At 69.1% G+C, this 25,391-nt stretch carries 17 protein-coding genes; 13 read left to right on the top strand and 4 right to left on the bottom strand.

The window, feature by feature from the left end; all coding sequences use genetic code 11:
- The first annotated feature begins 18 nt into the window (after positions 1-18).
- The 8 genes from cobA to ettA all read left to right on the top strand — a co-directional run bounded on the left by cobA (position 19) and on the right by ettA (position 14,332).
- Entirely contained in the window at positions 19-1,251 is a 1,233-nt protein-coding gene (gene cobA / locus AB0C30_RS39310; RefSeq protein WP_357953596.1) for a uroporphyrinogen-III C-methyltransferase, read from the top strand.
- On the top strand, positions 1,248-3,698 hold the full coding sequence (locus tag AB0C30_RS39305) for a dynamin family protein (RefSeq protein ID WP_357953595.1): 2,451 nt from the start codon (positions 1,248-1,250) through the stop codon (positions 3,696-3,698). The genes cobA and AB0C30_RS39305 overlap by 4 nt, the downstream gene beginning before the upstream one ends.
- The gene (locus AB0C30_RS39300; protein ID WP_357953593.1) at positions 3,695-5,317 is read left to right on the top strand and encodes an ABC transporter; all 1,623 of its coding nucleotides are present in this window, start codon (positions 3,695-3,697) and stop codon (positions 5,315-5,317) included. The genes AB0C30_RS39305 and AB0C30_RS39300 overlap by 4 nt, the downstream gene beginning before the upstream one ends.
- Before the next feature lie 416 nt (positions 5,318-5,733).
- Positions 5,734-6,933 (top strand): single-stranded DNA-binding protein, encoded by a 1,200-nt coding sequence (locus tag AB0C30_RS39295; protein ID WP_357953591.1) that lies wholly within the window; start codon positions 5,734-5,736, stop codon positions 6,931-6,933.
- A 519-nt stretch (positions 6,934-7,452) separates the two neighbouring features.
- On the top strand, positions 7,453-8,745 hold the full coding sequence (locus AB0C30_RS39290; protein ID WP_357953589.1) for a GGDEF domain-containing protein: 1,293 nt from the start codon (positions 7,453-7,455) through the stop codon (positions 8,743-8,745).
- 520 nt (positions 8,746-9,265) lie between these two features.
- Positions 9,266-9,748 (top strand): MarR family transcriptional regulator, encoded by a 483-nt coding sequence (locus AB0C30_RS39285; RefSeq protein ID WP_357953587.1) that lies wholly within the window; start codon positions 9,266-9,268, stop codon positions 9,746-9,748.
- A gap of 880 nt (positions 9,749-10,628) precedes the next feature.
- On the top strand, positions 10,629-11,828 hold the full coding sequence (locus AB0C30_RS39280) for a cytochrome P450 (RefSeq protein ID WP_357953585.1): 1,200 nt from the start codon (positions 10,629-10,631) through the stop codon (positions 11,826-11,828).
- 839 nt (positions 11,829-12,667) lie between these two features.
- Positions 12,668-14,332 (top strand): energy-dependent translational throttle protein EttA, encoded by a 1,665-nt coding sequence (gene ettA, locus AB0C30_RS39275; RefSeq protein ID WP_225292519.1) that lies wholly within the window; start codon positions 12,668-12,670, stop codon positions 14,330-14,332.
- A 787-nt stretch (positions 14,333-15,119) separates the two neighbouring features.
- On the opposite strand, the gene AB0C30_RS39270 is transcribed toward ettA, so the two are convergent.
- The gene (locus tag AB0C30_RS39270) at positions 15,120-16,436 is read right to left on the bottom strand and encodes an MFS transporter (protein ID WP_357953582.1); all 1,317 of its coding nucleotides are present in this window, start codon (positions 16,434-16,436) and stop codon (positions 15,120-15,122) included.
- A gap of 153 nt (positions 16,437-16,589) precedes the next feature.
- On the opposite strand from AB0C30_RS39270, the gene AB0C30_RS39265 reads away from it, so the two are divergent.
- From AB0C30_RS39265 to AB0C30_RS39255, 3 genes are read left to right on the top strand one after another with little or no spacing between them, the layout of a single operon-like run.
- Positions 16,590-17,099, top strand: coding sequence for a VOC family protein (locus tag AB0C30_RS39265; protein ID WP_357953580.1), 510 nt, complete (start codon positions 16,590-16,592; stop codon positions 17,097-17,099).
- 55 nt (positions 17,100-17,154) lie between these two features.
- The gene (locus AB0C30_RS39260; RefSeq protein ID WP_357953578.1) at positions 17,155-17,682 is read left to right on the top strand and encodes a Zn-ribbon domain-containing OB-fold protein; all 528 of its coding nucleotides are present in this window, start codon (positions 17,155-17,157) and stop codon (positions 17,680-17,682) included.
- Between the two features lie 19 nt (positions 17,683-17,701).
- Positions 17,702-18,829 (top strand): thiolase, encoded by a 1,128-nt coding sequence (locus tag AB0C30_RS39255; RefSeq protein WP_357953577.1) that lies wholly within the window; start codon positions 17,702-17,704, stop codon positions 18,827-18,829.
- 114 nt (positions 18,830-18,943) lie between these two features.
- Here the strand turns inward: AB0C30_RS39255 and AB0C30_RS39250 are convergent, their stop codons facing one another.
- A complete protein-coding gene (locus AB0C30_RS39250) occupies positions 18,944-21,043 on the bottom strand; it encodes an acetate--CoA ligase family protein (RefSeq protein WP_357953576.1) in 2,100 nt (699 codons plus the stop codon).
- A gap of 1 nt (position 21,044) precedes the next feature.
- Positions 21,045-22,199 (bottom strand): acyl-CoA dehydrogenase family protein, encoded by a 1,155-nt coding sequence (locus tag AB0C30_RS39245; RefSeq protein WP_357953574.1) that lies wholly within the window; start codon positions 22,197-22,199, stop codon positions 21,045-21,047.
- A 101-nt stretch (positions 22,200-22,300) separates the two neighbouring features.
- Between AB0C30_RS39245 and AB0C30_RS39240 the strand changes: the two genes are divergently transcribed.
- Entirely contained in the window at positions 22,301-22,912 is a 612-nt protein-coding gene (locus tag AB0C30_RS39240) for a helix-turn-helix domain-containing protein (protein ID WP_357953572.1), read from the top strand.
- Between the two features lie 53 nt (positions 22,913-22,965).
- Here the strand turns inward: AB0C30_RS39240 and AB0C30_RS39235 are convergent, their stop codons facing one another.
- On the bottom strand, positions 22,966-23,871 hold the full coding sequence (locus AB0C30_RS39235) for an SDR family oxidoreductase (protein WP_357953571.1): 906 nt from the start codon (positions 23,869-23,871) through the stop codon (positions 22,966-22,968).
- Positions 23,872-23,941: 70 nt separating this feature from the next.
- Between AB0C30_RS39235 and AB0C30_RS39230 the strand changes: the two genes are divergently transcribed.
- Positions 23,942-25,381 (top strand): MFS transporter, encoded by a 1,440-nt coding sequence (locus AB0C30_RS39230; protein WP_357953569.1) that lies wholly within the window; start codon positions 23,942-23,944, stop codon positions 25,379-25,381.
- The last annotated feature ends 10 nt before the right edge of the window (positions 25,382-25,391 follow it).

Here is a 25,391-nt window from a genome sequence, read left to right as displayed (position 1 = left end):
AACGGGAGATTCCCCAGCATGGGCCCCTACCTCCTCGGCCTGCGGCTTTCCGGGCGCAGGGTCCTCGTCGTGGGCGGCGGGCGCGTCGCGCAGCGCAGGGTGCCCGCGCTGCTGGAGGCAGGCGCCGAGGTCACCGTGGTGTCCACGAGCGTCACCCCCGCTCTCGACGACCTGATCGCCACCGGCCGGGTCACCTGGCACGCCCGCCCCTACGAGGTCGGCGACTGCGACGGAGCCTGGCTCGTCCAGGCGTGCACCGACGACAAGTCCGTCAACACCGCCGTCGCGGCCGAGGCCGAGGCCAAGCGGATCTGGTGCGTGCGCGCCGACGACAAGGACGCCTCCGCCGCCTGGACGCCCGCCTCCGGGCGGGTGGACGAGATCACCGTGGCCGTGACCGCCGGCGGCGACCCGCGCAGGGCGGCCGGCATCAGGGACGCGGTCGTGGGCGCGCTGCGCGACGGCACGGTCGACGCCCGCCGCAGCCGCACCAAGCCCGTCGGCGTCGCCCTGGTCGGCGGCGGCCCCGGCGATCCCGGGCTGATCACCGTGCGCGGCCGGCAGCTCCTCGCGCAGGCCGACGTCGTGGTCGCCGACCGGCTCGCGCCCCGCGCCCTGCTCGACGAGCTGGCGCCCGACGTCGAGCTCATCGACGCCGCCAAGGTCCCCTACGGCAGGTCCCTGTCGCAGGAGACCATCAACGAGTTGCTCGTCGACCGGGCCAGGCAGGGCAAGTTCGTGGTCCGGCTCAAGGGCGGCGACCCGTTCGTGTTCGGGCGCGGCGGCGAAGAGATGATCGCCTGCGCCCAGGCGGGCATCCCGGTGCTCGTGGTTCCCGGCATCACCAGCGCTGTGGCGGTGCCCGCCTCGGCCGGGGTCCCGGTGACGCATCGCGGGGTCAGCCAGGAGTTTCACGTGATCTCCGTGCACGTCGCGCCGGACGACGCCCGGTCGACCGTCGACTGGCCGGGGCTGGCCCGTTCGCAGGGCACGCTGGTGCTCATGATGGCCGTCGAGAGGCTGGCGAAAGTGGCCGAGGCACTCCTGAGAGATGGACGCCCTCCGGAGACTCCCGTAATGGTGGTACAGGACGGTACTCTTCCGACCCAGCGGGCGGTTGTGGCTCCACTTTCCAGCGTGGCCGACCGCGTGTCCGCGGCTGGTATACGGCCGCCGGCGATCGTCATCGTCGGCGACGTCGTAAGGGTCGGCCAGGAGGTCGAGATGGTCAGAGCGGAGCGCCTGCCGTGAACACGGCCATGGATGACGGGCGGCAGGAGTCGCCCGGGGAGCAGACGTTGAGCTTCCGCGCCTTCACGGACGAGTCCGCGGCGCCGGCGGCGGCATCCGCTGCTGACGAGGAGGCTTCGGGCTCGGGCTCGGCTGGGGAGTCGCCCGGCGAGCCGGCGGAGCTCGGGGCGTCGCCGTCCGGCGACGAGCCGTCTGACGAGGCTGATGCGTCGTCAGACGAGCCCTCCGACGAGGCTGAGGTGTCGTCTGACCAGCCACCGACTGATGAGCCTGAGGCGCCGTCCGATGAGCAGCCGTCTGTCGAGCCTGAAGCGCCGTCTGACGAGCAGCCATCTGTCGAGCCTGAAGTGCCGTCCGATGAGCAGCCGTCGGACGAGCCTGAAGCGCTGTCTGACGAAGAGGCTCTTGGTGTTGCCGAGGCGTCTTTCGACGAGGAGCCTTCGGGCGATGCCGAGGCGTTGTCGGAGGCTGAGGCGTGGGCCGAGTTGGTGGAGTCGGCCGCGTTGGCCGATCCCGGGGGCGATGAGCCCGCGGACGACGACCTTCGCCTCGCTGATGACGAGCCTGAGGGGTCGGCGGATGTCCGCCCGGAGCCGTCCGCGTGGCACTTCCACTTCCCGGACCCGCAGGCCGAACAGGGCTCAGACGACTCGCAGGCCGGACAGGATTCGGATGACGCGCGGGCCGAACAAGTCTCGAACGCGCAGGCCGTACACGCTGAGCCGGTTGAGCCCGTGGCTCCTGCGGAGCCCGTCGGCGCGGAGCAAGCCGCAGCCGAGCGGCCCCCCGTCCGGCGGGTCGAGCCGCTGCCCCCCGAGATGGTCGCCGCGCTGACGGCGGCGCTCGACGCGCTCCGCGAGAGCGTGTCCGACCTGCGGTTCGGCCTGGACCTGCCGGGCGCGGCCGAGGCCAGGCAGGCCCGCGCCGACCTGCTCGCCCAGCTCAAGGACTACGTGCTCCCGCGAGTACGGACGAACACCGCGCCCGCCCTCATCGTGGTCGCGGGCTCGACCGGCGCGGGCAAGTCCACGCTGGTCAACTCCCTCGCCGAGAAGAACATCTCCCGCACCGGCGTACGACGGCCCACCACCGGCATCCCCGTGCTGGTCTGCCACCCGGACGACCGGCAGTGGTTCACCAAGGGCGACCTGCTCGGCGGCATGCGGCGGATCGACAAGCCGTCGCCCGAGGACGGCATCGGCAGCCTGGTCGTGGTCGCGACCGAGAAGCTGCCGCAGGGCGTCGCGCTACTCGACACCCCCGACATCGACTCGGTCGTCGAGGAGCACCACGAGATCGCCCACCGCATGCTCGACGCCGCGGACCTGTGGATCTTCGTGACCACCGCCGCCCGCTACGCCGACGCCCCCGCCTGGAACCTCCTGCGGCTGGCCAAGGAGCGCGGTGCCCGGCTGGCCATCGTGCTCTCACGGGTCCAGCCGAAGGCGCGTGAGGTCGTACTGAAGCACTTCATCCGGATGCTCACCGAATACGGCTTGGGCGAGGTCGACCGGTTCGTCATCGGCGAGACGAAGGTCGTCGACGGCAGGCTGCCCGATCATGAGATGACCGATCTGCGCCTCTGGCTGGCCGAGCTCTCCGTCGACGAGGACCGCCGCGCGCAGGCCGTACACGAGACGCTCAACGGTGTGCTCGACAGCTTCCGTACCCGCGTCCCCGCCCTGGCCAGGCATCTGGAGGGGCAGGTCGCGTTCCGCACCGAGCTGCGCGCGGACGTGGAGGCGGCCTACATGAGCGCGCTCGCCGAGATCGACAAGGCGACCAGGAACGGCATGCTCGTCCACGGTGAGGTGCTGGCCCGCTGGCAGGACTTCGCCGGGTCCGGCGACCTCATGCGCACGATCCAGTTCCGCAAGCGGGGCAGGTCGAGCAGGCAGGCGCCCGAGCGCGTCACGGCGTTCCGCGCGGCGCTGCGCGCCGGTCTGGAGTCGGTGATCGTCGCCGCCGCCCACCGCGCCGCCGAGGAGGTGGTCGCCCGCTGGCGGCACCGCTCGGAGGTGGGCGGCACGATCGGGGCGGGCCTCGAACGGCCTTCCGACGAGCTCGTACGGCATGCCACCCGGGCCATCTCCGCCTGGCAGGAGCACGTGACGGAGCTCGTACGCACGGAGGGTGTGGCCAAGCGGTCGGTGTCCAAGTTCGTGTCGTTCGATGCCGACTCGCTATCGTTGATCTTCATGGTTGCGATGTTCAGCGGCGGCACCGTCGAAGGCCTGCCGCACCGGCTGGTCAATGCCCTGCTCGGCGCCGAGTCGCTGCGCGGCATCGGCGCCAAGGCGCTCAGTGACCTGCGAGCCAGGATCGGCATGCTGTTCGACGAGGAATCCATGCGTTACGTGCAAGCGCTCGACTCGGCCGGGATACCCGACGAGTCCACCGCGACCCGCCTCTACCAGGCGACGTACAACCTCGAGGTCGCTCGATGACCGCCGTCACCACCAGGCCGGGCCTGGCTCCGCGGCTGACCGCCCTGACCAAGGTCGTTGAGCTCGGGCCGGGTCGGCTCGACCAGAAGGTGCTCTCCGAGGCGAGCGCGCTGCTGACGCGGGCCGGCGACCGGCTCAAGCTGTCGTCGGAGCACACTGTGGTCGCCCTTGCCGGTGGCACCGGCAGCGGGAAGTCGTCGCTGTTCAACGCGATCTCCGGGCTGGAGCTCTCGCCGACGGGCGTACGCAGGCCCACCACGGCCCGTACCCACGCCTGCGTTTGGGGGCTGGAAGGCGCCGCGCCGCTGCTCGACTGGCTGCAGATCCAGTGGCGCCACCGCTTCGCCCGCGCCAGCGCGCTGGACAAGGGTGAGAGCCAGCTCCACGGGCTGATCCTGCTCGACCTGCCCGACCACGACTCGATCCGGGCACTCACCGACACCGAGGCCGACCGGCTCATCGGCCTGGCCGACCTGGTGGTGTGGGTGCTCGACCCGCAGAAGTACGCGGACGCCTCCACGCACCGGCGCTACGTCACCGACCTGGCCGGGCACGACGCGATGACCGTGTTCGCGCTCAACCAGGCCGACAAGCTGTCCACCGAGGAGCTCGCCGAGCTGGTCATCGACCTCAACGACCTGCTCCGCCGCGAAGGCGTCGAACATCCCAGCGTGGTACCCACCTCGGCGGTCAGCGGCCGGGGCATCGACAGCCTCAAGAGCGTCATCTCGGGCGCGGTCTCCCGGCGGCGGGCGGCCATCCACAAGATCGAAGCCGACCTGCGCCGGCTGGAGCGGCGTCTCACCGAGACCATGCCGGTCGGCGAGGCCCTCTCCGCGCCGGCGTCGGTCGACGAGGCCCGCAGGCTCGGCCTGACGGACGCGCTCTGCGACGCCGTGGGCGTTCCGGCCGTGGGCGAGGCCATGGAGAACGTCTACGCCGAGCGGTCGAGCCGCTGGGTGGGCTGGCCGTACCCGCGCTGGCTGGCCAAGTTCCGTCCGGACCCGCTCAAGTCGCTGCGCCTGGAGGATGTCAGCGACGAGATCCGCGGCATCACGACCGGTTCGGTGAGCGCGCAGGCCGCCGAGGTGTCCAACGCCGTCCAGGCACTCGCCGACGGGCTGTCGGTCGGGATGCACCCGGTGTGGCGTACGGCGGTGCACCGCGCGGCCCGCTCCCGCTCCAGCCAGCTGCCCAAGGTGCTGACCGAGGACCTCACGGAGGTCGCGCCGGAGCTCGACCGGGTGCCGGGTTGGTGGCGGATCCTGAAGATCTGGCAGTACTTCCTGGTCGGCGCCTTCATCGGCGGACTCGCCTGGCTGGCGGTGGGGCTGACCGTCCCCGGCCAACTCCCCCCGTCCCTCCAACTGCTCGGCGACAGCGCCGCGCTGCCCTGGGTAGGGCTGATGATGGCCTCCGTACTGGGGTTGGGGGCACTGTCGGGCATCGCGTCACGCAACTTCGTCGTACTCGGGGCATCGAGGGAACGCGAACGCCTGGAACGGGAGATGCGCCGTCGGGTGGCGGCGGTGTCGGAGACCATGGTGGTGGAGCCGGTGGAACGCGAACTGAGCCGCCACCACGCCTTCTACAGCGCCATGCGTGGGCTGTCCGGCTGAGTCCTCAGTAGGCTGGATGGCTTTTCTCTTACGGCGCTGAGTGCGGTCGGTTTTCTCGCGGTGCTGTGCGTGGTCGGCTTTCGGGGCGCTCGCCTGGCCTCTTTCGTGGGCAGCCGTCTTGGGGCAGCCTCGTGCACGGGCAGTTACGACAGGGGCGGCTCTCTCCAAGGGAAGCCGTCCCAGAGACCGTCTCGCTCCACGGGAAGCCGTCCCAGGGATGGCCCCATTCCACGGGCAGTTCCCACAGGGGTGACTTGTCCACGGGCAGTCACCTCAGAGGTGGCTTCGTCCACAGGCAACTGTCCTCAAGGCGACGCTATCCACAGAACCCCGTTCGGCCCCGCCCGCCCACGCCTACCTGAGGCACCGTACTCCCAGGCCGCGGGCACCCCGCCCGCCACAGTGGAGGCAACGGGATGAACGACATCTACATCACACTCACCGGCAACGTCGCAGCAGAGCCACGCCAATACAGCTTCGACGACGGTGCCAGGGTGACCTCACTCCGGGTGCTCACCACCCACCGTTACTTCGACAAGAGGACCGGACAGTGGGCCGACGGGGAGCGAGTGTGCTTCGCGGTCCGTTGCTGGCGTGCCCTCGGTGACAACGTCGCCAAATCCGTGCAGGTAGGACAGCCCGTGGTCGTCTCCGGCAAACTCCGTATCAGAGAGTTCGGCCCCGAGGGCGACCGGCGCTTCATGCCCGAGGTCGAGGCCAGCTCGGTGGGCCACGACCTGCGCTGGGGCACAGGCGTCTTCGCCAAGCCGGAGCGCGGCGGCGGCACCGGCTCGGTGAGCAAGGAGATGCGCGACCGCCTGGACGAGGAAACCCAGGACTGGGCCATGGGCGCCAAGCCCGCCCCCGACCGCCTCACGACAACCCGGGTGACCGCCCGAGTAGATGCCCGGATGGATGAAGGCTCCGCCCCCCGCGTCGCGGAGGAGCAGAAGAGCGGCCCTGACCGTCCAGCGGAGCCGCCAGCCGTCGCCGCGGCCAGGCCGACCGGGCCGGTGCTGGCAGACGAAGTTCTGGTACCGGGGGACCGCACGGCATCACAGCAGAACCACCCGGCTTCACCGCCCCACACGTCCGAGGAGAGCGGCACGTCCGAGGAGGGGCATGCGCCGACTCGCAGCATCAAGGACCAGATATCCGCCAGCGTGCTCGGCACCGGCTCCCGTAGCACCCGCGCCCTCGAAAGCCCCGCTACGGGAGCCGCCACCAAGCGGAGCGGCCCCGCAGCCACCAAGCAGCCCAACACCAAGCATTCCGCCTCTTCGCCGAGCGCCACCTCGCCCACCAGCGGTTCGTCAACCGATCTCGCGCCCGCCCACGCCGAGCCAATGGCTGCGGCGTCGATAGGTGCGGTATCAACGGGTGCCGCATCAACTGGCTCTGCGCCAGGCGCCGGACTAACCAGCACCGCGTCAACAGTTGCGGCGTCAACAGATGTCACGTCAGCAAGGGCGGCGTCGACGCGGTCCCAGTCCCGAGGTGCTCCGTCTCCGGCAGGCAGGAGCGGCGGCGCGACCGTACGGATCCTGGGTGCCGACGACAACGAGACCGAGGCGGAGGACGCTGGTTGGCCGACGGAGGAGCGAGCAGCGGCATAACGGACCAGGAGCGAGCGGCGGTGTAGCGGGCGAGGACCAGGCGGCGCCATAACGGGCGAGGACCGAGTGGCGACGGCGTAGCGGGCCAGCATCGAGCAGCGGCGGCGTAGCGAGCCAGGACCGAGCGGCGGCGTAGCGGGCTCTGCTGCACAACGGCTCACGCATGAGCGGAGCATCGGTCGATCAAGCCGGTGCCCGCTCATGCGCCCGCAGGTGAGAGCGGGAAGGAAGGGAGGGGTCACCGGCCGTACGCGGTGATGCCATGAAGCCCCACGGGGTGGCACCGAAAATTCGGCCGATGGTGTTGCCGGGGTGTCAGATTGCTAGAGCGTCTCTCAGGTCCAGGTCACGCCCTGCACCATGGCTGCTCCTTTCAACACGGTCCACTCGCGGAGTGAGCGGGTCATTCGCCGACTACAGCACGTATGTGGTCACAACGTCAAACGTAGTTGGTTCCCATCGCGCAACGCACACTCCGCAATTAATGTGTTACACATCGTTAGTCAGGGAGGGGACGAGATGGCGGCGACCAGTCACGCCTCGGTCAAGCCTCGCAACGGTGTTTCAACGCTGGCCGGCCGTTGGCCACTGCTCGGACAACGTCGTCCGCTTCTTTACTACCTGAGCGGGATCGTCATCCTGAATCTCGCCGCAACCGTCTTTTTCACGACATCTACCGAACTCCGGTGGCCGCAGCTACTGACGTTCGCCGCTCTCATGGGCTGCGGCGCGGTCTGCATCGAGGCCACCAGGCGTCTGGGCATGCCCGCCGGTGTCTCCCGCGACCTGCTGTCCGCGTGGTGGTTGCCGGTGGCGTTGCTGCTGCCGCCGGTCTACTCGCTGTTCGCGCCGATAGTGCTGCAGGTCCTGCTGCAATGGCGGGTCCGTGCGACGGTCCTCTACCGCCGGGTGTGCAGTGCGGCGGTCATCGGGCTGGCGGCCTGCACGGCGTCCGTGACGTTCCACTGGCTCGTACCCGACTCGGCGGTGCTCTCGCGGGGCAACGGACTCCCGATCCTCTGCGCGATCGGCTCCGCCGTGCTCTTCGCCCTGCTCAACACCATCCTCATCGCGATCGCGGCACACACCGCCAACCCCGACATCTCCTGGCGCGAGGTGCTCTGGGACAGGGAGAACGTGCTCCTTGACGTCGTGGAGCTCTGCCTCGGCGTCACGGTCGCGATCGCCTGCGGGCTCAACCTCGCCCTCTTGCTCCTCGCCTTGCCGCCGGTCGTCCTCCTCCAGCGCAGCCTCCTGCACGCCCAGCTCCAGGCGGCGGCCCGCACCGACGCCAAGACCGGCCTGCTGAACGCCGCCGCCTGGCAGCGAGAGGCCGACACCGAGATCGTCCGCGCCCGCCGCACCGGCGAGACGCTCGCCCTCCTGATCATCGACATCGACCACTTCAAACGAGTCAACGACACCCATGGCCATCTGGCCGGCGATCAGGTTCTCGTCGGCGTCGCGGCCACTATCCGCAGCCAACTGCGCGACTACGACGTGGTGGGCCGCTTCGGTGGAGAGGAGTTCGTGGTCCTCCTACCGCGCGCCGACATCCACGAGGCCCGCCGAGTGGCCGAACGCCTCCGCTACTGCATCGGCCGCATGTCCGTCCCGGCGGACGACGCGATGATCTCGGTCACCATCTCGGCAGGCGTGGCCTTGATGAGCGTCCACGGCGACGACCTGATCGAACTCCTCGCCGCCGCCGACCTGGCGCTGTACCGCGCTAAAGAACTCGGCCGCGACCGAGTCTGCGTCCCCGTCGTCCAACCACCTCCACCCGCCCTCCCTGAAGACCCCGCCGCCTGACATCTTCCCGAAGCCCTCGTCACCTGATCCCGAGTCATGGGCCTGCCGCCTGCCACCTGGCGTCGTGGCGGGGCTTCGGCGGGCTGCTGCCCAATGTCCTTCTGGGGAGGTCGTCGTGTGGCGTCACACCAGACTTCTGCAGCACGCTGCCTGGCGTCTTCCCGAAGATCCCGCTGCGTGACGTCCTCCCGAAGGCTTCGTCGCGTGATGCCCTCCTGGCGTGACGCCCTTCCTGAAGGCTGCTGCTTGACGTCGTATTGGGACTTTAGCGGGGTGCTACCTGATGTCCTCCTGGAAAGGTTGCCGTGTGATGTCGCGCTCGACCTCTGCGGCCCGCTACCTGGCGTGCTCCTGAAGAGGTCGCCATCTGACGTCGAACCCGCAATCCTCCAGCCCGCAATCTGCGCCCAGCGCCCAAGCCGGGGGCTTTGTATGCGTCCTTCGGACTGTTGCTACACGGCGAGGCAATGCATACACTTCGTCAAGTACGTACTTTACGATAACGTCGGAGTTCGCATAGATGGAGCCGCAGGAGACCGAGTTCGTCGACCGAATGGGTCTGGTCATGGAGCGTTTGGGCGGGACGCGGACGATGGGCCGCGTGTATGCGTGGCTGATGATCTGCGACCCCTCGCACCAGTCGCTCACTGATCTGGCCGCGCAGCTCGACGTGAGCAAGACCGCGATCAGCACGGTGGCCAGACAGCTTGAGGGCGCCGGGATGATCGAGCGTGTTCCCACGTCAAGCCGTGAGCACCGTTACCAGATAGCCGGCGGGGGATGGGAACACGTCCTGAGGGTTCAGCTGGGCGGGGTGGGATTCGGCCTGGAAACGTTGGACTTCGGGTTGTCGATCGTCGGCGAGAGCCGGCCCGACCAGCGAGCGCGGCTGGAGGAGTCTCGGGAGTTCTTCGCCTTCATTGAGCACGACACGAACGAGTTCCTTCTGCGCTGGCAGGACTATCGCGAGAAGTCGGGTCACGAGGATCGGAGCGCTAAATGAACGCGGGAAAGGGTCCACTTCAGCGGCATACCGATGAGGGGGTGACCTGAACACTTGTCGACATCCTCTACCTGTGGGGATGAGAGAGAGTCGTTCGCCACGGAGGATCCTCAGCGACCACTACGTGAGCGATGGAACCCCTACCTCGGATGCGTAGCGCATGTGCCCTTCATCACGCACCGCCACGGGACCAACGTATTTCCTCAGGCTCGCGGCATCACCACGCGACCCACGCACCAAAGCGTGATCCGCTCGCCAACGTACGATCAACGCGCCAACGCACAATAGCGGCGCTAATGAATGATCAACGCACTTAGGCACGTTAACGGCACTGCTGCAAGATCAACGTATTTCCATATATTTCCGGCACCACGGCAGGATCTGCGCACCACCGCAGGGCCCACGTTCCACCGCAGGACTCACGTTCCACCACAGGACTCACGTTCCACCACAGGGCCCACGCACCACCACAGGACTCACGTACCACCACAGGGCCCACGCACTTCCACAAGATCCCGGTACGGCGCTACCACGTCCGTTATCGGCCCCAGGCGTCCTGTGTCAGCGCTACTGAACGTGGCCAGCGAAAACCGATCCCTGCTCTAAGCGCGCCGATGTCACGAAATCGCTCTCGCCGCGCATGTCCACGGAGATCGTCGCGGAGTCCACCGCGACGTCGCGCGCCGGGATCCAGCACGGATGCAGCTGCACGCGTCTTCCCGGCTGAGGTGCTCGCCGCAGCGGGGAGAGACAGGCGGCCGTATGTAGATGGCCGCATCTACCTGACCTCGGGCCGTCCCCGGGTGGCCAGGGAAGTACATCTCGATCTTTCAAGAACTGATCCCCAACCGAAAACGGATCCACTACCAAGGGAGAGGCGATGGCCGACATCGTCGAGAGGTACAACATCCCCCAACAGCACTTCTGGCTGCACGGGCCGCGATCGGGTCAGCCGGTCGAGTACGACGCCGACATCGGAATGTGGAACGTCTACGGCTACCCGGAGCTACAGGAGGTCCTCGGGGACCCGGCGACGTTCTCCTCCGACACCATGCGGGTGATTCCCAAGAGCCTGATGCCTGCCGCCGAGGAATTCTCGATGGAGGGTTTCATCACCCAGATCGACCCGCCGGAGCACGGCAAGCTGCGCAAGCTGGTCAGCAGCGCCTTCACCCGTAAGGTCGTCGCGGATCTCGAGCCGAGGATCGCCGCCCTCACCCATGAACTGCTCGACGAGGCGCAAGAACGCGGGCAGCTGGAACTCGTGACTGATCTGGCCTACCCGCTTCCGGTCATCGTCATCGCCGAACTGCTCGGTGTGCCCAGCAGCGATCGCGCCCTGTTCAAACAGTGGGCCGATGCGCTGTTCCAGCGCGACGCCAAGATCTCACTCTCCAAGCCCACAGAAGAACAGAACGCGGACATTCAGGCCTCACTACGACCCTGGCATGAAATGTCCGCCTATCTCGCTGGCCATGCCGCAGAGCGCAAACGGCAGCCGCGTGCGGACCTGCTCACCAGGCTGGTGGAGGCCGAGGTGGACGGCGAACGCCTTCCCGACGTCCAGGTGGTCAACTTCGCGATCATCCTCCTGCTCGCTGGACACATCACCACGACAATGCTCCTCGGCAACACGGTGCTCTGCCTGGACGCCTTTCCCGAGCAGCAGGACAAGGTACGGGCTGACCGCGAATTGGTCCCGGCCGTCATCGAGGAATCTCTCCGCTTCTTCACCCCGTTCGCCGCCCTCGGCCGCTCCACCACCCGCGAAGCCGAACTCGGCGGCGTGACGATACCGGCCGACCAACTGATCATGGTCTGGCCCGGACCGGCCAACAGAGACCCTCGGCAGTTCCCCAACCCCGACGTCTTCGACCCCGGTCGCGACCCCAACCCGCATCTCGCCTTCGGCCGCGGCATCCACTTCTGCCTGGGCGCCCCCTTGGCCCGGCTGGAGGGACGGGTCGCCCTGAACATCCTGCTCGACCGGTTCAACCCCCTGCGCACCGATCCGAACGACCCCGTGGACTTCATGCCCGCGCCGACCATGACAGGAGTGCGCCGCCTTCGATTGATCTGACCATTTGCGCGTCGAGTCGCCTGGTCGAAGTGCACAAGCAACTCGTCGAGAACGGCATCCCGCGCGCGCCATCGGTCGGCCAGGGGCATGTCCGGTGAGGAGGGCGGCGCGTCGCGTGTGTCAACGGTCAGTTAGGGGGTTGTCCGGTGCGTCAACGGTCGGCCAGGGGCGCGTCCGGTGAGCAGGACGGTCGGCCCGCCCTGGACGGGATGCTCGCCGGGATGCCGCGCCCCTGCCACGTTGAACGGCCGGATGGCCACCCCGCGCAGCCCGTGCTGGCGGCTCCGCGCGTCAGCGGTCGGCCAGGGGTGTGTCCGGCGATGCGATCCAGCCGGTGAAGCCGGGTGGGGTGGCCGACCTCACCCGTGGCCTGGCCGATCCGTCGACGATCACCCGTACCGACAACCCCAAGGAGTTGGGGTGCGGTGCGCCGATCTCGGGTTGTGGTGCGGCGGACGAGGTCCTCCGTGGCGACGACCCGAGTTCGGGATCACGCCGCAGCCGATTGGCCGACACCCTGTGGAGCCCGGCCACACTGATCGTCAGGTGGCACGTACGGCTGATAGGAAGAGGTTCCAGACGGCCGACTGCGCAACGCGGCGGTGGACGATGGCGAAACGGACTCTGGTCGTTCACCTGAGCTCTTGGCGGGGATGGGTTCCGGCGCATAAAGCTGGTGTCGGGGATGGGTCCCGACGACCGAGGCCGTCACCGGGCATGGATCCCGACGACCGAAACTGTCGCCGGAGATCGCCCACTATCCGATGTGGCGCCTGCCGTCTCATGACCGTCCGGTGGAGCGGCGGAAGCCCGGGTCGAGAGCCCCTAAGCTAGATGCCATGCCGGAGTACATCTATACGTTGCAGCGCGTGCGCAAGGCGCACGGCGACAAGGTTGTCCTTGACGACGTCACGCTGTCGTTCCTGCCCGGAGCCAAGATCGGCGTCCTGGGTCCGAACGGCACCGGAAAGTCGACGCTGCTCCGGATGATGGCCGGCCTGGAGCAGCCGTCCAATGGCGACGCCAAACTTATGCCGGGCTTCACCGTGGGCATGCTCCAGCAGGAGCCCCCGCTCAACGAGGAGAAGACCGTCCTGGGCAACGTCCAGGAGGGTGTCGCCGAGACGCTGGAGATGCTCGAGCGCTACAACGCGATCGCCGAGCAGATGGCCACCGACTACAGCGAAGAGCTGCTCGCCGAGATGGGCAAGCTGCAGGACCAGCTTGAGCACCGCAACGCGTGGGACGTCGACAGCCAGCTCGAGCAGGCCATGGACGCCCTGCGCTGCCCGCCGCCCGACGCCGATGTGACCACGCTGTCCGGTGGTGAGCGCCGCCGTGTCGCCCTGTGCAAGCTGCTGCTGGAGGCCCCCGATCTCCTGCTGCTCGACGAGCCCACCAACCACCTCGACGCCGAGAGTGTGCAGTGGCTGGAGCAGCACCTGGAGAAATACGCGGGCACCGTCCTCGCCGTCACCCACGACCGCTACTTCCTCGACAACGTCGCCGGGTGGATCCTGGAGCTCGACCGCGGCCGCGCCTACGCCTATGAGGGCAACTACTCCACGTACCTGGAGGCCAAGACGCAGCGCCTCAAGGTCGAGGGGCAGAAGGACGTCAAGCGTAAGAAGCGGCTCGAAGACGAGCTTGAGTGGGTCCGCTCCAACCCGAAGGCCCGCCAGACCAAGAGCAAGGCGCGTCTGCAGCGCTACGAGGAGATGGCGGCCGAGGCCGACAAGCACCGCAAGCTCGACTTCGACGAGATCCAGATCCCGCCGGGCCCGCGTCTCGGCACCACGGTGATCAGGTCCGAGGACCTCACCAAGGGGTTCGACGACCGGGTGCTCATGGAGAAGCTGACTTTCGACCTGCCGCGCAACGGCATCGTCGGCATCATCGGCCCCAACGGCGTCGGCAAGACCACGTTGTTCCGCATGGTCACCGGCAGTGAGACGCCCGACAGCGGGTCGATCGTCGTCGGCGACACCGTCAAGATCTCCTACGCTGACCAGAGCCGTGGCGGCATCGACCCGAACAAGAACGTCTGGGAGGTCGTCTCCGACGGGCTCGACCACATCAAGGTCGGCAACGTCGAGATGCCGTCCCGCGCCTACATCGCGGCGTTCGGCTTCAGAGGGCCAGACCAGCAGAAGAAGGCCGGAGTTCTGTCGGGCGGTGAGCGCAACCGCCTCAACCTGGCGCTCACCCTCAAGCAGGGCGGCAACGTCCTCCTGCTCGACGAGCCCACCAACGACCTCGACACCGAGACGCTCTCCTCGCTGGAAAACGCGCTCCTCGACTTCCCGGGCTGCGCGGTCATCACCTCGCACGACCGGTGGTTCCTCGACCGCATCGCCACGCACATCCTGGCGTGGGAGGAAGGGTCGAACTGGTTCTGGTTCGAGGGCAACTTCGCCGACTACGAGAAGAACAAGATCGAGCGCTTGGGCGCGGACGCCGCCCGCCCCCACCGGATCACCTACCGCAAGCTCCACCGCGACTAATGTCCGCCCTCGGCCGGGACCGCGACTAACGTGCGCCCCCGGCCGGGAGCGCACGAGTTCCTCGACACTCCTGGCCCCAGACATCCGCCGTCATCAGCGCCCGGACGTCTGCGGTCATCAGTGGCCGGTGAATCTTGGCGGCTCGTCCGCCGTACGGGACCGGGGTGTGTCGTTGGACGTGGTCGGGCGTTTCTGAGGTGTGTCGCTCCGCGCGGTCAGGCTCGGCTGGCGCGCGAGGACGGCGGGCGGGCCGGGCTCGGGCCGCCCGGGGTGTGGGTTGTTGGCGGTGACGGGCTGTTTCCGTTGGTTTAGGCCTAGCCCGGTGTGTCGCGTGCCCCGTGCGGGGCGTGTGCCGCTGGACGTGGCTGGGCGTTCTCTTACCTGTTACGGCAGGCCCGGTGGGCCCCACCCTCTGTGCGTGGCTGGGGTCTGTCCAGGGGCACGCTCCTCCGGTGGAGGTGGCTGAGCGCCGTGACGTGCGTATAGTCGGCCGTCTGGGTGCTGACCCGACCCCGTGGATACGACGCTAGCCGTCCAGGAGGCGGCAGGCGCCAGCAGCATCCTGGCGAGCTCGGCGGACAGCTCGGTCGTCTTCGGCCTCCCCTGGTCGGCCACCCTTCGCCCCCAGGGACGGCCATCTTGGGCATCCCGAATGCGGCCATCCCTGCGGCCCAGGGCGGTCGTCGCTTGGCCCGCCGAGGGTGGCCGGCTTTCGGTGGTTCCCGAGTTAGATCGGTTCTTCGGCCCGCCGAGGGCGGTCGGCCTTCAGCCGACTTCAGGGGGGCTGTCAGCCTTCGGCCGACTCTAGGGCGACGGTGACAGGGGTGCGGGCGGAGCGGCGCCATGGGCCGTTGAACAGGACGATCGCCGGTATGAACAGGATCAGGCAGCCGAGAGAGATGAACAGCCAAATCTGCCAGTTCGTGGCCTCGACCACCCGAGGGATGACGACCAGCCCGATCACGGCGATGCCCTTGGTGAGGAACCCGAACAGCCCCCAAGCCGTGCCCTGCAGCCGCGGGTCGGCGTCCTCCGCGTCCTCGGAGTAGTTGGCCATCCAGGGTGCGTACGCCACGCCGAGCGAGCCGCCGAGCAGCGCGCCCACCAGCATGAGTGTGCCCGTCGAGACGCTTTCCTGCCCGAGCGAGACGGCGAGGTAGGCGGTGACGAGCACCGCGGCGATCGTGCCGCCCAGTGAGAACGGCTTGCGCAGCTGTGTGCGGTCCGAGAGGCGTCCGGTGATGATCAGTGTGATCAGGTTCAGGCTCCAGAACGCCGCCATGATGGTGGACGCCTGAGCGGTGCTGATGCCGAGCGCCCCGACGAGCATCGTCTGCCCGAACAACGACAGCGTGAGGTAGAGCACCAGCCAGAGCGAGATCCCCACCACGTGCGCCCAGATGTTGCGCCTGGCGAACAGCGAGCGGAGGCGGGCCGGCTGGCTCAGGTCGACCACCTGGGTGGCGGCCTGTTCGGTGTGCTGGATCCTGGCCCGCAGCTCGGGGGAGAGGTCGGCGATGTTGAAGGCGATGACGAACGAGATCACCAGCGAGAAGCAGCCCATGATGACGAACTGCGAGCGCCACGAATCGTGGAAGATCGGCAGCGTCCAGCCCGCGATGGCCGCGGCCAGGAAGTTGGCGCCGACCGGTCCCCAGGTCCAGAAGCCGAACGCCTGCGCCCGGCCGAGCCGCGGTGAGAAGTCGCGTACCAGGGGCGCGGTGCTGGCCATGGCCACGCCGTCCACGAACGCCAGCAGGATGCGGGCGAGCAGCAGGTCGCGCGGGCTGTGCACGAGCGTCATGACGAAGCAGCACACGGCGGTGAGCATCATCAGGGGAACCAGCAGTCGCACCCGGCCGAGCCGGTCGGTGAGCCGTCCGCCCAGGATGGAGGCGATCGCACCGGCGATGGCGGCGGCGCCCGACACGGCGCCGTAGGTGGCCAGCGTCATGTGCAGGTCCTTGAGCAGCAGCGGGACCACCGGCGCGATCTGCGCCTCGTAGGACCCGATGAGGATGGCGAGCACGGCCATCGTGAGGATTTTCATGCGCCGGGCGCCGGTGGGGTACTCGTCGAGTTCGCGGACGTAGGACAGTCTCATGACTCGCCTCTCTCGTCGTACAGGCCCCCGTCATGAGTTCTAGAAGGTAGCTCTAGAATTCATTTCTGAAATGCTGCTCCTCACAACGCCCCACGTCAAGAGTGCGGGACGCTCCGCTAAGATCTAGAATCGAATTCTAGGAAGGGAGTCAGTGTGGACCTGGAACTGGACGGGCTAGAGGTGACCTTCGATCACACGGCCGTGGCGGCGCCGCGTATCCGGGACCTGCTGCCGATCTATCGCGACCTGCTCGGGGGCCGTCACCTGGGCGGCGGTGGCGATAACCGTTCGAGCGGCTACCGCACTCTGCAGCTCACCTATGAGGGCGGCGGCAAGGTCGAGCTGATGGAGCCGCTGGCCGGTTCGGACTTCTTCGACAGCTTCTTCGAGCCGACCCGCGGCAGAGGCGGTGTCCACCACCTGAACTTCCACGTCAACGACCTCGACGCCGCCGTGGCCAGGCTGACCGAGCGCGGCTACCGGCTCCACGGCCTGAACGTCCGGGACCAGCGCTGGCGTGAGGTGTTCCTGCATCCCAAGGAGGCGCACGGCGTGCTGATCCAGCTGGCCCAGGCGGGTCCCCGTGGCACGGAGCACCGGCCGTCGCTGGACGACGTACTTGACGGCCGTGGCCGCAACGGCAACGGAATCCCCAGCCCTTGAGGTTCGCCCGAATCCAAATCTAGAGTGTCATTCTAGAACTAGATTGGGGAGGCTGATGAAGCCCGCACCGAGGCCCACACCGGAGACGCAGCCCTTCTGGGACGGCACGGCGGCCGGAGAGCTCAGGATCCAGCGCTGCCGGGCGTGCGCGCGGCACTACTTCTATCCACGCCCCGACTGTCCGCACTGCGGCTCCGCCGACGTGGACTGGGTGCGGGCCAGTGGCCGCGCGACCCTGTACTCGTACGTGATCAACCACCGTCCCGCGCCCGGCTTCGAGGACGACGGTCCGTACGCGATCGCCGTCGTGGAGCTGGCGGAAGGGGTACGCATGATGACGAACATCGTCGGCGTCGAGATCGTCCCCGAGAACCTGCCGCTCGACCTGAGCCTCCGCGTGGTCTTCGAGCGGCGCGGCGACGTGTGCGTGCCGCTCTTCGAGCCGGCTGAAGAGACCGGCCGGAGCGATCGTGAAGAGGCCGGTCGGAGCGACCTTGGAGGGACCGGCCGGAGCGATTCTGAAGCGACCGGTCGGAGCGACCCTGAAGCGACCGGCCGTAGCCACTCTGGAGCCACCGCATGAATCCGGCTGGAGCCACCGCATGAACATCGTGATCGCCGGCGCGGCCGAGACCGACGAGGTGGGCCGCCTGCCGTACCACTCGACCATGGGGCTGCACCTGGAGGCCGCGCGCAACGCGCTCGCCGACGCGGGGATGACCAAGGACGACATCGACGGCCTCGCCACCGTGGGCACGCCGGGGCCGGTACAGATCGCCCACGCGCTCGGCGTCACCCCCGCCTGGCTCGACGGGACCGGCGTGGGCGGGTCGTCGTTCCTCTTCCATGTACGGCATGCGGCCGCGGCGATCCGCGCCGGGCTCTGCCACACCGTGTTGATCACCCATGGTGAGTCGGGACGGTCCCGGGTCGGCGCGGCGCGGTTCGGGATGGGGGCCGACTCGCTGCTGGGGCAGTTCGAGCTGCCGTACGGGGTGGCGGGGCCGCCGACGCTGTTCACGCTGACGGCGCTGCGGTACATGAAGGAGACCGGGCTCACGCACGAGCAGCTCGCCGAGGTGGCGGTCGCGCAGCGGCGGTGGGCACACCTCAATCCGCGCGCGATGTACCGGGAGCTGATCACGGTCGAGGACGTGCTGGCGTCTCGGCTGGTGGCCTACCCGTTCCACCTGCTGGAATGCTGTCTGGTGACGGACGGGGGCGGCGCGCTGATCGTCACCTCCGAGGATCGGGCCAGGCGTGAGCCGGTCCACCTACTCGGCTCGGGTGAGGCGGCCGACTCGCCGATCATCTCGCAGATGGAGGACTTCACCTCGTCCAAGGCGTTCCGGCTGTCGGGGGAGTCGGCCTTCGCCGAGGCCAAGATCTCGCATGAGGACGTGGACCATGTGATGGTGTACGACGCGTTCGCGCACGTGCCGATCTACGGGCTGGAGGATCTGGGCTTCGTCGGACGGGGGGAGGCGGGGGCGTTCATCGCCGAAGGGCACACGTCGCCGGGCGGTCGGCTGCCGCTCAACACCAACGGGGGCGGGCTCTCGTACACGCATACCGGGATGTACGGGATGTTCGCCATCCAGGAGGCGGTCCGGCAGCTCCGCGGGGAGGCCGCCGCCCAGGTGCCGGGGGTGGAGGTGAGCGTGGTGCTGGGCAACGGCGGCATGTTCGCCACCGCCGCCACCTTGGTCCTGTCGAACCGGCTGCCATGACCGACCCGGCCCTGCCGAACCGGCCTCCGTGACGGACATCCGTAGTCCCGTCCGGCTGCCATGACGGACGTTCGCGGTCCCGCCCGGCTGCCATGACGGACGCCTGCCGTCCCGTCAGGTGCGCCATGTCACCAGCGCGTCCAGAGCCTCCACATGGGATCCCCTGACCAGCAGCGGGTTGATCTCCAGCGACTCCAGGCGGTCCCCCAGTGACTCCGCGAACGCCGCCACCCGCGCCACCACCTCGGCCACCGCGTCGAGGTCGGCGGGCTCACCACCCCTCACGCCTCGCAGTAACGCGGCCCCGCGCAGTTCCGTCAGCGCCTCCCGCACCGAACGGGCGTCCACCGGCAGGATCCGCAGGGCAGTGTCACGCAGCACCTCCACCCAGATCCCGCCCAGTCCCACAGCCAGAGTGAGGCCCCAGGCGGGATCCCGCACGACGCCCACCAGCAGCTCCACCCCGCCGTCGCGCTGGGGCTGCACCAGGGCGGCCGTCTCCCCCGCCAGCGCGGCGACCACGTCGCGGTACGCCTGCCGTACCTCGTCGGGAGAGGAGAGCCCCAGCCGTACGCCGCCCAGGTCGCTCTTGTGGCCCAAGCCCTCGGCGGCGGTCTTGAGCACCACCGGGAACCCGAACCGCTCCGCCGCCGCGACCGCCGCCACCTCATCGCCCACCAGCTCCGACGGCACGACAGGCACCCCAGCCGAAGCCAGCAGCGCAGCGGCGCGATGCTCCCCCCACACCCCGGCAGCCCCGACCAAGGCCGCCTCCTCACTTGCGAGGGCAGCCGCTCCGCCCAAGGCCGGGTCGGCGAGGGCGCGGGTGTGGGCCGCCAACCAGCGGACGGCCGCGCCGATCGCCGACATCCCGTGCTCGATCCCGCCCACCACGTACGGAAACCCGGTCTCCTCCTGCACCGCCCGGCCGAACTCCGTCACATCCGTCAGCACGTTGCTCACCACGACGACCGGCACCGGCGACTCGGCGATCCGCCGGGCGCTGGCCGCGTACAGGGCGAAGGCCGGAGCGGGGTCGGGCGGTGCGACCCGAGGCGGCTCCGACAGCAGCATGACCAGATCGATCCCCGGATCGGCGGTCACCGCTTCCAGCGCCCGGCCCAGCAGCGTCCGGTCGATCAGCACATAACCGGTCACGTCGAGCGGGTTCTGCACGGTGCCGAAGGACGGGACGATCTCCGCCAGCCGCGCCACCGTCGACGGCGCGAACGGCGGCAGCTCCAGACCCTCGTCCTCGGCCCGGTCGGCGATGATCTCCGACGCGCCGCCCGACGGCGTGACGACGCCGACGCGCCGCCCGGGCAGCGGTCCCACGGAGGCGAGCAGCCCCGCCGTGATGACCAGGTCCTCCAGAGACCGGACCCTGATCACGCCGAGCTGCCGCAGCGCCGCGTCGATGACGTCGTCGTCCCCCACCAGCGCGCCGGTGTGGGCCTGCGCCGTGTGGGAGGCGAGCCTGCTGCGGCCGATCTTCAGCGCCACGATCGGCTTGCCCGCCAGCAGCGCCCGCCTGGCGACGCGGGAGAACTCGGCCGGATCCCGGATCGTCTCCAGGAACAGCGCGATCACCTTGGTGGCGGGATCATCCACGAGATGGTCGACCACGTCGGTGACGCTCACGACCGACTCGTTGCCCATCGAGGTCAGCAGGCTGATGCCGACGTTGCGGGCCTGCGCGAAGCCGAGCACGGAGCTGGCCAGCGCGCCGCTCTGCAGCACCACGCCCACCGATCCGCGCAGCAGCGGCTGGGGGATGGGCAGTCCGTACGGGGTGATGCCGGCGGCGGCGTTGATGTAGCCGTTCCCGTTCGGCCCCAGGATCGTCAGATCATTTTCCTCAGCAAAAGCCGAAATTTCCGACTCTAGCCGCGCACCCTCAGGCCCCGCCTCCCCGAAGCCCGCCGTCAGGATCACGTAACACCGGATCCCCAGCTTGGCCCCCTCCCGCAGCACCCCCAGCACCGCGCCCGTCGGCACCATGACGTAGGCCAGGTCGACCGGCGCCGGAACCTCGGCCAGACTCCGGTGGGCGGGCTCGCCGTGCACGGTCCCGCCACGCGGATTGACCAGGTACACGGGCCCGGCGAAACCGTACGTACGCAGGTTGAGCAGCGTGCTGATCGACCACCCCGACTTGTCGGTGGCGCCGACCAGCGCGATGGATCCCGGGTTGAACAGCGCCTCGACCGACATATCACTCCCCAATGGTGCCCAAGCGGGCGTGTCCCTTGATCAGATTGCGGGCGATCGTACGGCGCTGGATCTCGTCGGTGCCCTCGAAGATGCGCAGCAGGCGCAGCTCGCGATACCAGCGTTCGATCGGCAGCTCCTTGGTGTAGCCCATGCCGCCGTGGATCTGCAGCACCCGGTCCACGACCTGGTTGGCCATGACCGCGCCGTTGAGCTTGGCGATCGACGCTGCGTGCCGGGCGTCCAGGCCCTCCTGCACCCGCCAGGCCGCGTACAGGGTCAGCCACTTGGCCGCCTCGATCTCCACCTGCGAGTCGGCGATCATCCACTGGATCGCCTGGTACTCGGAGATCGTCTGCCCCATCGACTTGCGGATCTTGGCGTAGTCGATGGCCATGCCCAGCATGCGCTCGGCCGAGCCGATGGCCCGCGCCGGGATCATGTAGCGGCCCTGGCCGATCCACTGCATGGCCAGCTCAAAGCCCTTGCCCAGCTCGCCGAGGATGTTCTCCTCGGGCACCCGCACGTCCTGGAACACCAGCGACGCCGGACCCCATTCGCCCATGGTCGGGATCGGCTCGGACGTCCAGCCCATGTCGCGGTCGACCAGGAAACAGGTCACGCCGTACGGCTCGGCCACGGCGAACACCATGACGAAGTCGGCCTCGCTGCCGCCGGTGATGAACGTCTTCTCGCCGTTGATGATCCACTCGGCGCCGTCACGGACCGCGCGGGTACGGATGTTGCGCGCGTCGGAACCCGCGCCCGGCTCGGTGATCGCGAAGCAGGAGCGGCGCTCGCCCTCGATCGTCGGGAGCAGGTACCGCGCCTGCTGCTCGGGGGTGCCCGCGTAGAGGATGTTGTCGGCGCTGCCGCCGAACATGAACGGGACGAAGGTCCGGCCCAGCTCCATGACGATGATCGCGGACATGACCGGGCCCAGCGCGGCGCCGCCGTACTCCTCGGGGGTGTTGATCCCCCAGAAGCCCATCTTCCTCGCCCTGGCCCGCAGGTCGCGCAGGACCTCCGGGGCGAGCGCCGGGCGGCCCTCGCGCTCGTTGCGCAGGACCTCCGGCTCCAGCGGCATGATCTCCTTCTCGACGAAGGAGCGCACGGTGTCGCGGATCTGACGCTCCTCGGCGCTGAGCGAGAAGTCCATGACCGCCTCCCCAATTTCTAGAACGTTCCTCTAGGAAGCCAGCCGGGACGCGTTCCTGTCAAGAATCAAATTCTAGAATTCGCCCCGGTACGATAGGACCCATGGCACGGAAGTCGTCGTGGGAGTGGAGCCGTACGGCCCAGACCCGCCAGAGCATGCTGACCGCGGCTCGCGAGGTCTTCAGCGAGCACGGTTTCGCCGAGGCGAACGTCTCCGAGGTCGTGGCCCGCGCCGGCTCCAGCGTCGGCAGCCTCTACCACCACTTCGGCGGCAAGACCGAGCTGTTCCTCGCGCTCTACGAGGACCACCAGGCGGCGCACGAGGAGGCCGCGGCCGCCAGCGTGTCGCGGGCCAAGCAGGCGGGCGTCCACGACCCCGTCGAGCTGCTCATCGCCGGGGCGCGGGCCTACCTCGCGGGCGCGTGGGAGCGGCGCGACCTGGTCCGGCTGTTCATCGACGGCGACGGACCGCCGGGCTTCGAGCTGGTCCGCCGCACCCGGGGCCGGGAGTGGGTACGCCAGAACGCCGTGCTGCTCGGCGCGGGCGCCGACCCGCTCGACCGGTTCACCGTCGCCGCGCTGACCAGCATCATCGGCGAGGCGGCCCGCGAGGTCGCCACCAGCGACACCGAGGACGCCGCCCGCGAGGTGATCGAGGCGGCGATGACGCTGATCCGCCGCCTCGACCCACTCAGGGTCCTGGCAGAGGGCTGATCACCCCGACCACACGCGGCGCACCACGTTCAGCTCTCCCGCCAAGAGATCGGTCAGCTCTCCCGTCCAGGGATCTGGCCGTTGGTCAGCGCGTTGGGCGCGGCCTTGTCGACCAGGGCGGGGATGACCGCGCCCAGCTCGGCCGGGTCCCACCGGCCACCCTTGTCGACGGCCGGACCGGCGTGCCAGCCCTCGGCCACGCTGATCACCCCCGCCCGTACGTTGAACACCCGCCCGGTGACGCCCCTGGCCTCGGCGCTGGACAGCCAGACCACCAGCGGCGCGATGTCGTCGGGGTCGGCGCCCGATGAGCCGGCGCCGGTCGGGACGAGGTTCTCCGTCATACGGGTGAGCGCCGCCGGGGCGATCGCGTTCACGGTCACGCCGTAACGCTCCAGCTCCTTGGCCGCGATGACCGTCAGGCCCGCGATGCCCGCCTTCGCGGCGCCGTAGTTGCCCTGCCCAGGATTGCCGTAGATGCCGGAGGACGAGGTGGTGTTGATGATCCGCGCGTCCACCCGCTCCCCGGCCTTCGCCTTGGCCCGCCAGTAGGCCGCCGCGTGCCGCAGCGGCGCGAACGTCCCGCGCAGGTGCACCCTGATGACCGCGTCCCACTCCTCGGCCGTCATGTTGACCAGCATCCGGTCACGCAGGATGCCCGCGTTGTTGACCAGTACGTGCAGGTCGCCGAAGTGGTCGACGGCCGCCTGGATCAGCCGGGCCGCCCCGTCGAAGTCGGAGACGTCCTCGCCGTTGACGATCGCCTCCCCGCCCAGCGCCTCGATCTCCTCGACCACCGCGGCGGCGGCGTCCGACGAGCCCGTGCCGTCGACCTCCGCGCCCAGGTCGTTGACCACGACCTTCGCGCCCTGCCGGGCGAACTCGAGCGCGTGACCGCGCCCGATGCCCCTGGCCGCGCCCGTGACGATCACCACGCGACCCTCGACGATCCCGCTCATGTCGCACCTCCTTGACTACCTGCCGATGCGAACTAGATTCTAGTATTGAAATCTAGAAAGGACAGGCCCCGTGGTGACGGTAGTCGAGGAACGGGAGCAGGTCCGGTACGCCTGGCGCACCCTGTCGGTGGTGAGCCTGGCCAGCGTCCTCACCGGGCTCGGCGGCAGCGCGATCAACGTCGCCCTGCCCGAGATCGCCAGGAGCACCCACGCCGACGCCACGGCCGCGAGCTGGATCCTGCTCGGCTTCCAGCTGACCAACACCGTGCTCATGGTGGTCTTCGGCCGGTTGGCGGACATGTTCGGGCGGCGCATGCTCTACCTCTGCGGGCTGGGCACCTACACGCTCGCGGCGCTGCTGGCCGGGCTGTCGCCGGACGCCTGGACGATCGTCGCTCTGCGGGTGTTACAGGCCGCCGGCGCCGCCATGCTGATGACCAACAGCGCCGCCCTGGTCACGGACGCCTTCCCCCGCGCGCGGCTCGGCGAGGGGATGGGCGTCTATGTCGCCTCGTTCTCGATCGCCCAGCTCGCCGGGCCCACGCTCGGCGGCTTCCTGGCCGAGCAGCTCGGCTGGCGCTGGGTGTTCTGGTACAACGTGCCGCTCGGGCTGGCCTGCCTGGTGTGGGGCGCGATCGTGCTGCGACGGGTCGAGCCCGCCGGGCGTGATCGCGGTCTCGACCTGCCGGGCAACGTGCTCGTCCTGGTCACCCTGGGCGGGTTGCTGCTGGCGCTGTCGGAGGTGACCAGGCTCGGCTGGGGCCACCCGCTGATCCTCGCCGGGCTGGCCGCCTTCGTACTGGGGTTGCCGCTGTTCGTGGTCAGGGAGCTCAGGGCCGCCCATCCGGTCGTGGACATCGGCCTGTTCGGGGATCGCGGCTTCGCCTTCGGCACGCTGGCGTCGTTCCTCAACTCCGTCGCCCGCGTGGGGCTGGTGTTCCTCGTCGCGCTCTACTTCCAAGCCGTGCGCGGCGACGACCCGGTGCGCGCTGGGCTGAAGGTGCTGCCGCTGGCCGCCGCGGGGATGATCGGCTCGGCGGGCTCGGGCCTGCTGCAGCGCCGAATGAGCCCGCGCACGCTCGCGGTCGCCGGGGCCGCCACGACCACCGCCGGGCTGTCGCTCCTGCTCTGCACGATCTCGTCGAGCGTCCCGTACGCCACCGTCGCGTTCGCGCTGGTGCTCATCGGACTCGGCTCCGGGGTGTTCCTGCCCTCCAACACCACCGCGATCCTGGACGGCCTGCCCTCGAACCGGCTGGGCATCGTCAACGCGATGCGGCTCATGCTCCAGAACACCGGCGTGGTCGTGGGCACCGCGCTGACGCTGTCCATCATCACCGCGCCGCTGCCCGCCGCGCTGCACGACCGGGTCTTCGCCGGCACGCTCTCGCGGGTCTCCGGCCTCGCGGTCGAGCAGCTGGTCACCGGCTACCGATGGGCGCTCGGGTGCACGGTCGCGATCTCGGTCCTGACCGTTCTGGCCTGTACGGCCCGGCGCAAGGCCACCTGACCGGGGCGGG

This window comes from Nonomuraea sp. NPDC048901 (genome assembly GCF_040649695.1).
GTDB lineage: Bacteria > Actinomycetota > Actinomycetes > Streptosporangiales > Streptosporangiaceae > Nonomuraea.
This window is presented reverse-complemented; position numbering and strand designations above follow the sequence as displayed.

Coding starts and splice junctions, on each gene's coding strand:
- cobA (WP_357953596.1), top strand. CDS start 19: ATGGGCCCCTACCTCCTCGGCCTGCGGCTTTCCGGGCGCAGGGTCCTC.
- AB0C30_RS39300 (WP_357953593.1), top strand. CDS start 3,695: ATGACCGCCGTCACCACCAGGCCGGGCCTGGCTCCGCGGCTGACCGCC.
- AB0C30_RS39295 (WP_357953591.1), top strand. CDS start 5,734: ATGAACGACATCTACATCACACTCACCGGCAACGTCGCAGCAGAGCCA.
- AB0C30_RS39290 (WP_357953589.1), top strand. CDS start 7,453: ATGGCGGCGACCAGTCACGCCTCGGTCAAGCCTCGCAACGGTGTTTCA.
- AB0C30_RS39285 (WP_357953587.1), top strand. CDS start 9,266: ATGGAGCCGCAGGAGACCGAGTTCGTCGACCGAATGGGTCTGGTCATG.
- AB0C30_RS39280 (WP_357953585.1), top strand. CDS start 10,629: ATGGCCGACATCGTCGAGAGGTACAACATCCCCCAACAGCACTTCTGG.
- ettA (WP_225292519.1), top strand. CDS start 12,668: ATGCCGGAGTACATCTATACGTTGCAGCGCGTGCGCAAGGCGCACGGC.
- AB0C30_RS39270 (WP_357953582.1), bottom strand. CDS start 16,436: ATGAGACTGTCCTACGTCCGCGAACTCGACGAGTACCCCACCGGCGCC.
- AB0C30_RS39260 (WP_357953578.1), top strand. CDS start 17,155: ATGAAGCCCGCACCGAGGCCCACACCGGAGACGCAGCCCTTCTGGGAC.
- AB0C30_RS39255 (WP_357953577.1), top strand. CDS start 17,702: ATGAACATCGTGATCGCCGGCGCGGCCGAGACCGACGAGGTGGGCCGC.
- AB0C30_RS39250 (WP_357953576.1), bottom strand. CDS start 21,043: ATGTCGGTCGAGGCGCTGTTCAACCCGGGATCCATCGCGCTGGTCGGC.
- AB0C30_RS39245 (WP_357953574.1), bottom strand. CDS start 22,199: ATGGACTTCTCGCTCAGCGCCGAGGAGCGTCAGATCCGCGACACCGTG.
- AB0C30_RS39240 (WP_357953572.1), top strand. CDS start 22,301: ATGGCACGGAAGTCGTCGTGGGAGTGGAGCCGTACGGCCCAGACCCGC.
- AB0C30_RS39235 (WP_357953571.1), bottom strand. CDS start 23,871: ATGAGCGGGATCGTCGAGGGTCGCGTGGTGATCGTCACGGGCGCGGCC.